At 73.2% G+C, this 11,726-nt stretch carries 11 protein-coding genes; 4 read left to right on the top strand and 7 right to left on the bottom strand.

Annotated elements, in window-relative coordinates; genetic code table 11:
- The first annotated feature begins 22 nt into the window (after nt 1–22).
- Complete coding sequence (locus ACYF6T_RS23890) at nt 23–802, top strand: ABC transporter ATP-binding protein (RefSeq protein WP_461698859.1); 780 nt, start codon at nt 23–25, stop codon at nt 800–802.
- Entirely contained in the window at nt 789–1,667 is an 879-nt protein-coding gene (locus ACYF6T_RS23885) for an ABC transporter permease (protein WP_461698858.1), read from the top strand. The genes ACYF6T_RS23890 and ACYF6T_RS23885 overlap by 14 nt, the downstream gene beginning before the upstream one ends.
- Nucleotides 1,668–1,749: 82 nt before the next feature.
- On the opposite strand, the gene ACYF6T_RS23880 is transcribed toward ACYF6T_RS23885, so the two are convergent.
- The 5 genes from ACYF6T_RS23880 to rpe form a co-directional block, all read right to left on the bottom strand.
- Nucleotides 1,750–2,973, bottom strand: coding sequence for an acyl-CoA dehydrogenase family protein (locus ACYF6T_RS23880; protein ID WP_461698857.1), 1,224 nt, complete (start codon nt 2,971–2,973; stop codon nt 1,750–1,752).
- 210 nt (nt 2,974–3,183) lie between these two features.
- Complete coding sequence (locus ACYF6T_RS23875; RefSeq protein ID WP_461698856.1) at nt 3,184–3,486, bottom strand: barstar family protein; 303 nt, start codon at nt 3,484–3,486, stop codon at nt 3,184–3,186.
- On the bottom strand, nt 3,483–3,869 hold the full coding sequence (locus tag ACYF6T_RS23870) for a guanyl-specific ribonuclease (RefSeq protein WP_461698855.1): 387 nt from the start codon (nt 3,867–3,869) through the stop codon (nt 3,483–3,485). The genes ACYF6T_RS23875 and ACYF6T_RS23870 overlap by 4 nt, the downstream gene beginning before the upstream one ends.
- A gap of 40 nt (nt 3,870–3,909) precedes the next feature.
- Nucleotides 3,910–4,953 (bottom strand): sugar-binding transcriptional regulator, encoded by a 1,044-nt coding sequence (locus ACYF6T_RS23865; protein WP_461698854.1) that lies wholly within the window; start codon nt 4,951–4,953, stop codon nt 3,910–3,912.
- Nucleotides 4,954–5,041: 88 nt separating this feature from the next.
- Nucleotides 5,042–5,728: a ribulose-phosphate 3-epimerase gene (gene rpe, locus ACYF6T_RS23860; protein WP_461698853.1), complete on the bottom strand. Its 687-nt coding sequence runs from the start codon at nt 5,726–5,728 to the stop codon at nt 5,042–5,044.
- A gap of 134 nt (nt 5,729–5,862) precedes the next feature.
- On the opposite strand from rpe, the gene ACYF6T_RS23855 reads away from it, so the two are divergent.
- Complete coding sequence (locus ACYF6T_RS23855) at nt 5,863–8,022, top strand: MMPL family transporter (protein WP_461698852.1); 2,160 nt, start codon at nt 5,863–5,865, stop codon at nt 8,020–8,022.
- Here ACYF6T_RS23855 and ACYF6T_RS23850 read toward each other — a convergent pair.
- A complete protein-coding gene (locus ACYF6T_RS23850; protein WP_461698851.1) occupies nt 8,003–9,421 on the bottom strand; it encodes an RsmB/NOP family class I SAM-dependent RNA methyltransferase in 1,419 nt (472 codons plus the stop codon). The genes ACYF6T_RS23855 and ACYF6T_RS23850 overlap by 20 nt on opposite strands.
- Nucleotides 9,422–9,488: 67 nt before the next feature.
- Nucleotides 9,489–10,421, bottom strand: coding sequence for a methionyl-tRNA formyltransferase (gene fmt / locus ACYF6T_RS23845; RefSeq protein WP_461698850.1), 933 nt, complete (start codon nt 10,419–10,421; stop codon nt 9,489–9,491).
- 757 nt (nt 10,422–11,178) lie between these two features.
- On the opposite strand from fmt, the gene ACYF6T_RS23840 reads away from it, so the two are divergent.
- Complete coding sequence (locus ACYF6T_RS23840; protein WP_461698849.1) at nt 11,179–11,721, top strand: hypothetical protein; 543 nt, start codon at nt 11,179–11,181, stop codon at nt 11,719–11,721.
- The last annotated feature ends 5 nt before the right edge of the window (nt 11,722–11,726 follow it).

Genomic DNA, 11,726 nt, shown 5'->3' with positions numbered 1-11,726 from the left:
AGACACCCAGGAGGTGACGACCATGGCCACGACGATCGCCAGGGCCCAGGAGTCGCTCACGCACGCGGCACGGCTTGAGCACGTCTCGAAGTCCTTCGCGACCCCCGCCGGGCAGCAGCTCGTCCTGGACGACATCAGCCTCGATGTCGCGCCGGGCGAGTTCGTCACCCTCCTGGGCGCCTCGGGCTGCGGCAAGTCCACCCTGCTCAACCTGGTGGCCGGCCTCGACGCGCCCAGTGCCGGCACCATCACCACCGACGGCCGGCCCGCCCTCATGTTCCAGGAGCACGCCCTGTTCCCCTGGCTGACCGCCGGCAAGAACATCGAACTCGTCCTGAAACTACGCGGAGTCGCCAAGGCCGACCGGCGCGCCAGGGCCGAGGAACTGCTCGAACTGGTCCGCCTCAAGGGCGCGTACGGCAAGCGCGTCCACGAACTGTCCGGCGGCATGCGCCAGCGCGTGGCGATGGCCCGCGCGCTCGCCCAGGAGAGCGGTCTGCTGCTGATGGACGAGCCGTTCGCGGCCCTGGACGCCATCACCCGGGACGTCCTGCACGACGAACTGACCCGCATCTGGGCCGAGACCGGCCTGTCGGTGCTGTTCGTGACGCACAACGTGCGCGAGGCGGTCCGGCTGGCCCAGCGGGTGATCCTGCTGTCCTCCCGGCCCGGCCGCATCGCCCGCGAGTGGACCGTCGACATCCCGCAGCCGCGCCGCATCGAGGACGCGCCCGTGGCCGAACTGTCCCTTGAGATCACCGAAGTCCTGCGTGGGGAGATCCGCCGCCATGGCCAGCACTGACACCACTCCCGTCCAGGACGCCGCCGGCGTCGAGGCGGGCCTGGACGCCCTGGAGACCTCGGCCGCCGGCCGCCCCACCCTCCGGCACACCCTCACCACCAAGATCCTGCCGCCGGTCACCGCGCTCGCCGTGGTGCTCGTCGTCTGGTTCCTGCTGTACCCGGTGGTCGACGACCCGTCCAAGCTGCCCTCTCCGGGCGCGGTCGCCAGCGCCTTCAAGGACGCGTGGCTCAAGGGAGACCTGCTCGGCTACATCTGGACCAGCGTCAGCCGCGGTCTGCTCGGCTTCTTCTTCGCCCTGCTCATCGGCACGCCGCTGGGGCTGCTGGTGGCCCGGGTGAGGTTCGTGCGCGCCGCCATCGGCCCGATCCTGTCCGGCCTGCAGTCGCTGCCCTCGGTGGCCTGGGTGCCGCCCGCGGTGATCTGGCTGGGCCTGAACAACTCGATGATGTACGCCGTCATCCTGCTCGGCGCGGTGCCCTCCATCGCCAACGGCCTGGTCTCCGGCGTCGACCAGGTCCCGCCGCTGTTCCTGCGCGCCGGCCGCACGATGGGCGCCACCGGCGTCAAGGGCATCTGGCACGTCACCCTGCCCGCCGCCCTACCGGGCTACGTCGCCGGCCTCAAGCAGGGCTGGGCGTTCTCCTGGCGCTCCCTGATGGCCGCCGAGATCATCGCCAGCTTCCCCGACCTCGGCGTGGGCCTCGGCCAGCTCCTCGAGAACGCCCGCACCGCGAGCGACATGGCGATGGTCTTCGAGGCCATCATCCTCATCCTGTTCGTCGGCATCGCCATCGATCTGCTCCTCTTCAGCCCCCTGGAACGCTGGGTCCTGCGCACCCGCGGCCTCCTGGTGAGGAACTGACCCGGCCGACAGCGCCGACGGCACCGGCTCGCCACCTCGCGGCGAGCCGGTGCCGTCCTGTGAGCGGACGCCCCGCCCCGGCTCAGGCGGGCAGGACGAACGGCGGATGCGCCCCGTTGAGGAAGTAGTCCCCGACCTCCCGCAGCCGGTGGGCGACCGGCTCGCGCAGGGTGTGGGTGCGGGCGTCGCGCCAGAAGCGGTCGAAGCCGTGCCGGGAGGAGGCCGCGTCGGCGCCGATGACGTCCAGGGCCCGGGTGGTGATCTCCTGCGCGGCGCGCGACGCGGCGGCCTCGGCGACGCTCGCCAGGACGGCGATCTCCGCGCACTCCTCGTCGTCGAGGTCCTCGCCGCGCGCGAGCCCGCGCAGCAGCGCGTCCACCGCCTGGTCGGCGAGGGCGGACGCGGCCCGCGCGCCGACGGCCAGTTCGCCGTACGCCGTCAGCGCGTACGGGTCCTGCGGTGCGCCGTCCGCCCAGGGCTGCGCCGAGAAGGGCTGCCACGGCGACCGTACGGTCCGGCCGCACTCGTGGACCTCGGCCAGCAGCCCCTCGGCGACGCCGAGACAGAACTGCACGGAGACCAGCCGCGCGGTGGGCGCGGCCAGCGAGGCGAAGGGGGACAGGACGCCCTCGTCCGGCGAGAGCGAGCCGAACACGTCGTCCGCGGCGACCTCGACGGAGTCGAACTCCACGCCGCCGCCGGCCGCCAGCCGCTGCCCGAAGGAGTCGCCGCCGCTGCCGAGCACGACGCCCGCGCGGGCGGGGTCGACCAGGACGGCGAGCGGCTCGCCGGTGCCGTACCGGGCGGCGCGGACCACCAGGCGGTCGGCGATCCCGACGCCGGTGGCGTAGCGCTGGTAGCCGTTCAGGAGGTGGCCGTCCGCCCTGGGGGTCAGGATGAGCGGCGGTTCGTGCGAGCCGATGCCGCCGCCCCAGCACCACTGTCCCGCCGTCGAGTCCCGCTCGATGCGGTCGGCGCGGGTGCGGTCGGCGAAGAACCGGGGGCTGTAGGAGAGGAAGTAGTGGCTGCCCAGCAGATACCCGATGGCCCCGTCGGCGGCGGCGACGGTCCGTACGACCGCGTAGGCGGTGCGCCAGTCGGCGCCCGCGCCGCCGTGCTCGGCCGGCGCCAGCAGTGCCAGCAGCCCCGACTCCCGGAGCCGCGCGACCTCGTCCAGCGGTGTCTTCCCGGCCTGCTCGCGCTCGACCGCGTCCGTGGCGAGGTCGTCCGCGATCTCGCGGGCGATGTGCAGCCAGTCGACCGGCCCGGACCCCGCGCCGGTCACCTCGTCCGCCGTCACCGTCACACGAGCGTCCGCTTCATCGGGCCGCGGCTGCGGCGGTCACTGCAGCTCAGTGCTGTGGTCATGGAGTCTTCCTTCGTCGGCTCCCTCATCCTCACGCGCCTCGCGGCCCACCGTCAACACTTTCCTAGTAATTCGATAGGAAAACTAGGGAAAGCGGTGCGCCGTGGCCGATTCACGCTGTGGACTGGCGAGTTCGCGACGCGCGATCCCTCACGGGGCGAGCTTCACGGTGAGCGCCGGTGTGCGGTCGACGGCCTCGGCGAAGACGTCCCGCGCGGTCTCCCACTCGTCCGGCCGCGCCGTCGCGTACGGCTGCCATCCGCGTACGACGATCAGCAGCCCCTGTTCGACGGCCCCCTCGGGCCAGACGGTGTGGTCGGAGAGGCTGTCGGCCAGCGCGTCCCAGTTGCGGCCGAACCAGTCGGGCAGGGCGAGGGCGCGGGCACAGCGGTCCATCAGGCCCGCCTTGTCCGTGACGCCGTCGAGGTCGAGCTCGATCACGCGCTGAGTCATCTGCGTACCGCCCTGAACGAGTCGTAGTGATCATCGGTGTAGTAGATCTCCCCGCCGCGCCCGGTGACGATGCGCCGGGCCCCGCGGTCGCGCGAGCCCGGCGTCCGGACGGTGTACTCGTGGTAGTAGCCCCGCTCGTGCGCGGGCAGCCGTCCCTCGAAGTTGCCGAAGACGGCGCCGTCCTTGGCGTACGGGAAGGGGCCGCCGCGGTCGATGAGGGCGAGCGTGTGCCGTGCCTCGGCGGGGAGCCGGGAGACCCGCACGGTGGCCAGGCCGGCGGCCGAGGACGCGGGAGGGGTGGCGGTCGTGTCGCTCGACGAGCACGCCGTCAGCAGGGCGACGAGCAGGCAGACCAGCACACGGGGGACGAACCGGAGCAGCATGCGGTCGATGCTGCCACGGCCGTCCCCCGCCGACGGTCCGTCAGGGCCCGTCCGGGTCGGCCCTGTTGAGCGCCGGCCTCGGCGTCTGGCCGGTCGTCATCAGCACGTCGGCCGCCGACGTGTCGGTCACCAGGCTGGTGACGAGCCCCGAGCGCAGCACCGCGTCGATCGCGGCCGCCTTGCGCGCCCCGCCCGCGATCGCGACGACCTCGGGGATACGGCGCAGCTGGTCGGCCTTGACGGTGATGCACCGCTCGCCCAGGTCCCGTCCGACGCGGCGGCCCTCGGCGTTGAAGAGGTGGGCGGACATCTCGGCGGCGACGCCGAGGGAGGCGTAGTGCGCGCGCTCCTCCTCGGTGAGCATGTCGTGCACCGTGGAGATGCCGGGCTCCCAGGAGCCGATGGAGACGCAGGCGACGGTGACCTTGTCGAAGTACTCGAAGGCCCGCGCGATGCCGGTCTGGTTGCGCAGCGCCGCCGCGGTGGCCGCGTCCGGCAGCAGCATCGGCGCGTAGATGGGGTGGGCGTCGCCGCCGGAGACCTGGGCGGCGCGGCGCACGGCCTCCACGGAGCCGCGCTCGGCGGTCCCGGCGTCGTACACGCCCGTCAGCTGCACCACCGTGCACGGCGGCAGCCGGTCCAGGGCCGCGGCCATGTGGATGGTGGAGCGGCCCCAGGCCAGGCCCAGCACGTCGCCCTCGTTGACGAGCTCGCCGAGCAGGTCGGCGGCCACCTCGCCGAGGTTCTCCGGGTCGGGCGTGTCCTCGGCCTCCGCCGGGGACTCCACCACCACGGCGTGCCTGAGGCCGTAGCGGGCGCGCAGCGCGTCCGAGCGCTCGGCGTCCAGCTCGGCCGGGACGCGGATCTCGATGCGTACGAGATCCCGTTCGAGGGCGGTCTCCAGGACGCGGGCCACCTTGAAGCGGCTGACCCCGAACTCCTCCGCGATCTGGATCTTGGACTTGCCCTCCAGGTAGAAGCGGCGGGCCATGGCCGCCGCCTGCACCAGCTCAGCGGGTCCCATCCGCACTGCTGACCGGCCCGCCGTCATACCCGACACGGCGATCTCCTCACTGCTGTTCACACTCTGGATTCGCCGTTCATCCTTGCAGATCCGGCGTAGTTGATCCGCCCCGATGGGCGCCGTTCACAGCTGTTCACCGACCTGTGGCTCAGTGGTTGCACGCCCAGGACGCCTGAGCGGTCGCCCCCTCGGCCTGGGTGCGCAGTGCACGTACCGCCTGCGCGGGGTCCTCGGCGCCGTACACCGCGGACCCCGCGACGAAGACGTCCGCGCCGGCCTCCGCGCAGCGCTCGATGGTGCCGGCGGAGACCCCGCCGTCGACCTGGAGCCACAGCTCAAGACCGTGCTTGCTGATCAACTCGCGGGTGCGCCGGATCTTCGGGAGCATGATGTCGAGGAACGCCTGCCCGCCGAAGCCCGGCTCGACCGTCATGATCAGCAGCATGTCGAGCTCCGGGAGCAGGTCCTCGTACGGCTCGATGGGCGTCGCGGGCCTGAGCGCCATGGAGGCGCGGGCGCCCTTGGCCCGGATCTCCCGGGCGAGCCGCACCGGAGCGGTGGCCGCCTCGACGTGGAAGGTGACCGAACCGGCCCCCGCTTCGACGTACTGGGGCGCCCACCGATCGGGGGCCTCGATCATCAGATGGCAGTCCAGCGGGGTGTCCGTCGCACGGGCCAGGGACTCTACGACCGGCACACCGAGCGTGAGGTTCGGGACGAAATGGTTGTCCATGACGTCGACGTGGAGCCAGTCGGCTCCCTCGACCGCCTTCGCCTCGTCCGCGAGGCGGGCGAAGTCGGCGGACAGGATGCTGGGGTTGATCTGCACGGCCATGACCCAAGCCTGCCATGTCCGGGCACGTTTGTTCGCGCCGGTCCAGACCTAAGCCGTTCATCGGATGTTGTGCGCGGGCGCACCGTGCCATGCTGGGCGGCCGACCGGCACCACGTACGTCCACGGGGGTCGCCATGAGGCAGCTGTACGCCTGGAAGCGGAACGCCGTCCGGTTCGTCTGCGGGCGCCGTTCCAAGTGGCTGATCGTGATCCTGTGGCTGGTGGTCCTGGTGATCGCGGCCCCGCTCGGGGCCAAGCTGAACGACGCCCAGGACAACGACGCCCAGTCCTGGCTGCCCGGCTCCGCCGAGTCCACGCAGGTCCTGAACACGTCCGAACACTTCAGGCCCGAGCAGATCCCGGCGGTCGTCGTCTACGCCCGCGCGGGCGGCCTGACGGCACAGGACCGGCGGCAGATCACCGAGGACGCCGGGCAGATCAGGGCGCTGCGCGACCACGGCATCCGGGGCGCGGAGACGCGCGGTCCCGTCTACGACCGGCCCACCGCGCCGCGCGCCGCCCAGATCTACGTGCCGATCACCATGGACGCGCAGGGCTGGCAGCGCATCGCGCCCGCGGTCGACTCCATCCGCGACCAGGTGGGCAAGGGCGGCGGCGGGCTGACCGTGCACATCACCGGGCCGGGCGGCACGTCCGCGGACTTCTCCAAGGCCTTCGAGGGCATCGACTCGACGCTGCTGTTCTCGGCGATGGGCGTCGTGATCGTGATGCTGCTGCTGACGTACCGCAGTCCGACCCTGCTGTTCGTGCCGCTACTCGGGGTGGTGGCCGCCCTGTTCACGGCGCAGGCGCTGATCTACCTGCTCGCCCGGCACGCCGGCCTGACCGTCAACGGCCAGAGCGCGGGCATCCTGACGGTGCTCGTCTTCGGCGCGGGCACCGACTACGCGCTGCTGCTGGTCGCCCGGTACCGGGAGGAGCTGCGGCGCCACACCGACCGGCACGAGGCGATGGAGCTGGCCATGAACCGGGCCGGGCCCGCCGTCCTGGCCTCCGGGGCGACCGTCGTGCTGAGCATGCTGGTCCTGCTGGTCGCCGAGATGAACTCCACCCGGGGCCTCGGCCCGGTCGCCGCCATCGGCGTCGTGATCGCGCTGCTGGCCATGCTCACCCTCTTCCCGGCCCTGCTGCTGGTCTTCGGCCGCTGGATCTTCTGGCCCGCGATCCCGCACCACGGCTCGGCCGACCCGACCGAGCGCGGCGTCTGGGCGCGCATGGGCCGCCGTATCGCCCGCCGTCCCCGTATGGTCTGGGGCATCACGGCCGCGGTCCTGGTCGCCCTGTCGATGGGCCTGTTCCAGCTGCGCGCGGCCGGCATCGCCAACGCCGACGCCTTCACCGACACCCCGGACTCGATCGTCGGCCAGCAGGTCTCGGCCCGCTACTTCCCCGCCGGCACCGGCGACCCCCTGGTCATCGTCTCCGACAAGGCGCAGGCCGAGCAGGTGGGCCGCGCGGTCGCGGCCGACCGGGGTGTCGTACCGCGGAGCATCGGCGTACCGCCCGGCACCGCGCCCGAGCACGACGGCCAGGTGCTGTTCGAGGCGACCATGCGCGCCCCCTCCGACAGCGACGCGGCGAAGGCGACCGTGGAGCGCGTACGGGACGCGGTGCATGCGGTGCCCGGCGCCCACGCCCAGGTCGGTGGCGGCACGGCCGCGCTCCTCGACATGGAGGACGCCCAGACCCACGACAACTACCTGGTCATCCCGCTCGTCCTGGCCGTGGTCCTGCTGGTGCTGGGCGTGCTGCTGCGCGCGCTGGTGGCGCCGCTGCTGCTGGTCGGGACCGTGTGCCTGTCGCTGGCCAGTGCGCTGGGCCTGAGCGCCCTGGCCTTCCGTCACGTCTTCGACTACGCGGGCGAGGACGTGGCGTTCCCGCTGTTCGTCTTCGTCTTCCTGGTGGCCCTCGGCATCGACTACAACATCTTCCTGACCACCCGCGTCCGCGAGGAGGCCGTCCGCCAGGGCACCCGCCCCGGCGTGGTCACCGGCCTCGCCGCCACCGGCGCGGTGATCACCTCGGCGGGCCTGGTCCTCGCGGGCACCTTCGCCGCCCTCGGCACGCTGCCCATGGTGGGCTTCGCGGAGATCGGCTTCGCGGTGGCGCTCGGCGTCCTGCTGGACACGTTCGTCGTCCGGTCCGTGCTGGTCACGTCCCTCTTCCTGGACGTGGGCAGGAAGGTGTGGTGGCCGCACCGCCTGGCGCACGCCGACGGCGGGGAACGCACGCCCGAGGCGGTCGGCGCCGGGGTCAGCCGGCCTTCCGAATGAGCGCCAGATACATGGCGTCGGTCCCGTGCAGATGCGGCCACAGCTGTACGTCGGGGCCGTCGCCCAGGTCCGGAACACCGGGCAACAGGGGCCGGGCGTCGAGGAGTTGGGCCTCCGGACGCTGCTTGAGCAGGTCGTCGACGACGGCCCGGGTCTCGGCGAGGTGCGGCGAGCAGGTCGCGTAGCCGACGACCCCGCCCACGCGTACGGCGTCCAGGGCGCTGCCCAGCAGGGCCCGCTGGAGCGGCGCGAACCCGTCGAGGTCCTCGGGCCGGCGCCGCCAGCGCGCCTCGGGCCGCCGGCGCAGGGCACCGAGCCCGGTGCAGGGCACGTCCACCAGCACCCGGTCGAAGGAGCCCGGCCGCCACGGCGGGCGGGTGCCGTCGGCGGCGATGACCTGGTACGGCCCGGGGTTGCCCCGCAGCGCCCTGGCCACCAGCCCGGCGCGGTGGGGCTGCTTCTCGGAGGCGAGCAGCACGGCGCCCCGCTCGGCGGCCAGCGCACCGAGCAGCGCGGCCTTGCCGCCGGGCCCGGCACAGCCGTCGAGCCACCGCTCGTCCGGCCCGTCCAGGGGTGCGTGGGCGAGCGCGAGCGCGACGAGCTGACTGCCCTCGTCCTGGACGCCGGCCCGCCCCTCGCGCACGGCCTCGATAGCGCCGGGCTCGCCGCCCTCGGCCAGCCGCACGGCATACGGCGACCAGCGCCCCGGTACGGCGGCCTCCTCGCGCAGCAGTTCGTCGGTGGTGGCCCGCCCGGGACGCGCCACGAGCGTCACCTCGGGCCGCTCGTTGTCGGCGGCCAGCAGTGCCTCGATGCCGGCGCGTCCGCCGCCGAGCGAGTCCCACAGGGCGGAGACGACCCAGCGCGGGTGCGAGTGCACGACGGCGAGATGGTCCTCGGGGTCCTCGTCGTACGGCGGCGCGACCCGCTCGATCCACGCGTCGAGATCGTGCTGGGCGACCTTGCGCAGCACGGCGTTGACGAACTTGGCCCGCCCGTCGCCGAGCACGACCCGCGCGAGCTCCACGGAGGCGGACACGGCGGCGTGCGTGGGAATCCGCGTGCCGAGCAGCTGGTGCACGCCCAGACCGAGGACGTCCAGCACAGGCGGGTCGACCTCGCGCAGCGGCCGGTCCACGCACTCGGCGATGACCGCGTCGTACGTCCCCTGCCGACGCAGCGTCCCGTACACCAGCTCGGTCGCGAGCGCCGCGTCCCGCCCGTCGAAGTCGCCCTTCTCCCGCGCCTTGCGCAGCAGCGGCGGCAGGACGAGGTTGGCGTAGGCGTCCCGCTCGTCCACGGCCCTCAGCGCCTCGAAGGCGAGGATGCGGACGGGGTCCTTCTTGGGCCGACGGTAGGGCTTGCCGGGCTTGCGGGGCCGACGGGGGCTGTCGCTCACGAAAAAGGTGCTCCGGAGGTGAGATCAGGGAAATACGCCCCCAGCGTACGTCGCCCGGGCGCGTCCGCTACCCGCCGAGGCCCTCGCCGTCGGCGATGCGCACGCCGCGGGCCCAGTCGGCGGCCTTCATCGGCTTCTTGCCCTGGGCCTGCACCCACAGCAACTCCACGGCGTACGACCCGGTCCCGACGTGCACGCTGTTCTTGCCGACGGCGAGCTGCCCCGGCGCGAGGTCGGTCCGCTCGGGCACGGGCGTGACCTGGATCAGCTTCAGCCGCTCGCCGCGGAAGACGGTCCAGGCGCCGGGGGCGGGGGTGCAGCCGCGCACGACCCGGTCGACCCGGAGGGCCGGGGCGGCCCAGTCCACGTGGGCGTCCTCGACGGTGATCTTCGGGGCGAGGCTGACACCGTCGTTCGGCTGCGGTACGGCCTTCAGGGTGCCGTCCTCGATGCCGTCCATGGTCGCCGCGAGCAGGCCGGCGCCGGCGAAGGCGAGGCGGGTGAGGAGGTCGCCGCTGGTGTCGGTGGGGCGGATCTCCTCGGTGACGGTGCCGTACACCGGGCCGGAGTCGAGCCCTTCTTCGATGAGGAAGGTCGAGGCCCCGGTGATCTCGTCGCCCGCCATGATGGAGTGCTGCACGGGGGCGGCGCCGCGCCAGGCGGGCAGCAGCGAGAAGTGCAGGTTGACCCAGCCGTGGGCGGGGATGTCGAGGGCGACGCGGGGCAGCAGGGCGCCGTAGGCGACGACGGGGCAGCAGTCCGGGGCGATCTCCCTGAGCCGCTCCAGGAACTCCGGGTCGCGCGGCCTCGCCGGCTTCAGCACCTCGATCCCGGCCTCCTCCGCCCGCTCGGCAACCGGCGACGCGACCAGCCGCCGCCCCCGCCCGGCCGGCGCGTCGGGCCGCGTGACGACGGCGACCACGTCATGCCGCCCGGACCCGACGAGAGCGTCCAGAGCGGGAACGGCGACTTCCGGGGTACCGGCGAAGACAAGCTTCATAACTGGCGTGGAGCCTCTCGAGCGGGGTCGGACGGGGCAACGCACAAGTCTATGACCCCGCCCTGCCAGGCACCGGCCGCAGGAGGCGAGAGCGGCCGGGGTCGGGAAGACCGCCGCAGGCGGCGAAAGCCACCGGGGCCGGGAAGACCGCCGCAGACGGCGAAAACCGCCGGATCCGGGAAGACCGCGACAGGCAACGAAAGCCACCGCAGACGGGAAAGCCACCGGGGCCGGGAAGACCGCCGCAGGCGGGGAGGCCGCCGGAGGAAAGCCCCCGCAGGCAGGAAACCCGCCGTGGGCAGGAAGCCGACGCGGGCGGGGACGCCACCGTAGCCGGAAAAACCGCCGCAGGCGGGAAAGCCGCCGGAGCAAAGCCCCCGCAGGCAGGAAACCCGCCGTGGGCAGGAAGCCGACGCGGGCCGGAAAGCTCCCGTAACCCCGAAAGCCCCCATAGCCGGGAAAGCCCCCGTAACCGCGAAAGCCCCCGTAGCCGGGAAAGCCGCCGACGGTGTCGTACCCCCGCTGGCGAGTCCAGCCTCCTGGCCGACTGGAAACGGGTGGGCGGGGTGGGCAAGAACCCGCACGACGGCCGAAGGCCGAGGCGCACCGCCACCCCCACCGGGGCGCACGCATATGCCCACACGCCCCCTCTGCGTGACCCGCGGACCACTCCCGCGTTGGTCAAGAAAGAGTTGACCACAACGGGCCGCTTCCGCGCGGCCCGACCCTTTTCAACGCCGGTTCGAGAGGCTTGTTCATGGCCGACCACGCAACCCACGACGCCCAGGCCCGGGCCAGCCTGCACTTGCTGGTGCGGGACATCGAGCGGGTCCGCCGGCAGGTGGACGCACTGCGCACGCTCACCGCCCAGCTGGGCAACGTCTACCGTCCGCGCCGCTCCGGCCCCTCCACGGGCTTCGTCGTCTACGGACGCGCCCCCGCCCCGACGGTCCGCCTCGCGCAGGAACTGCGGGACAGTGTCGAGACCCTGGTCACGGCCGCGGTCGACTTCGACCGCTCACTCGGCTTCTCGTGGGACGCGGTGGGTTCCGCACTCGGGGTCACCAAGCAGGCGGTCCACCGCCGTTACGGCGCCCGCCGCGCCGCGGCCCAGGCCGCCGCCGAGGCCGAGCGGACGACCGAGCCGTCCGGCACCCGGACCGTCAACGTGAACACCGGCATCCCCACGATGCCGACGGTCCCCGCCGCCCGCTCGATGCCGACCCAGCCGACGGCCGGCAGCCCCGCGCTGCGCGACGAGGTGAGACCGACGGCCTTCCCCGGCCCGCGCAACGGCTGAGCCAC

This window comes from Streptomyces sp. 7R007 (assembly GCF_054850255.1).
This window is presented reverse-complemented; position numbering and strand designations above follow the sequence as displayed.

What these genes read in the sequence shown, in the direction of transcription:
- ACYF6T_RS23890 (WP_461698859.1), top strand. Translation starts at nt 23, where the DNA reads ATGGCCACGACGATCGCCAGGGCCCAGGAGTCGCTCACGCACGCGGCA.
- ACYF6T_RS23885 (WP_461698858.1), top strand. Translation starts at nt 789, where the DNA reads ATGGCCAGCACTGACACCACTCCCGTCCAGGACGCCGCCGGCGTCGAG.
- ACYF6T_RS23875 (WP_461698856.1), bottom strand. Translation starts at nt 3,486, where the DNA reads ATGACTCAGCGCGTGATCGAGCTCGACCTCGACGGCGTCACGGACAAG.
- ACYF6T_RS23870 (WP_461698855.1), bottom strand. Translation starts at nt 3,869, where the DNA reads ATGCTGCTCCGGTTCGTCCCCCGTGTGCTGGTCTGCCTGCTCGTCGCC.
- rpe (WP_461698853.1), bottom strand. Translation starts at nt 5,728, where the DNA reads ATGGCCGTGCAGATCAACCCCAGCATCCTGTCCGCCGACTTCGCCCGC.
- ACYF6T_RS23855 (WP_461698852.1), top strand. Translation starts at nt 5,863, where the DNA reads ATGAGGCAGCTGTACGCCTGGAAGCGGAACGCCGTCCGGTTCGTCTGC.
- fmt (WP_461698850.1), bottom strand. Translation starts at nt 10,421, where the DNA reads ATGAAGCTTGTCTTCGCCGGTACCCCGGAAGTCGCCGTTCCCGCTCTG.
- ACYF6T_RS23840 (WP_461698849.1), top strand. Translation starts at nt 11,179, where the DNA reads ATGGCCGACCACGCAACCCACGACGCCCAGGCCCGGGCCAGCCTGCAC.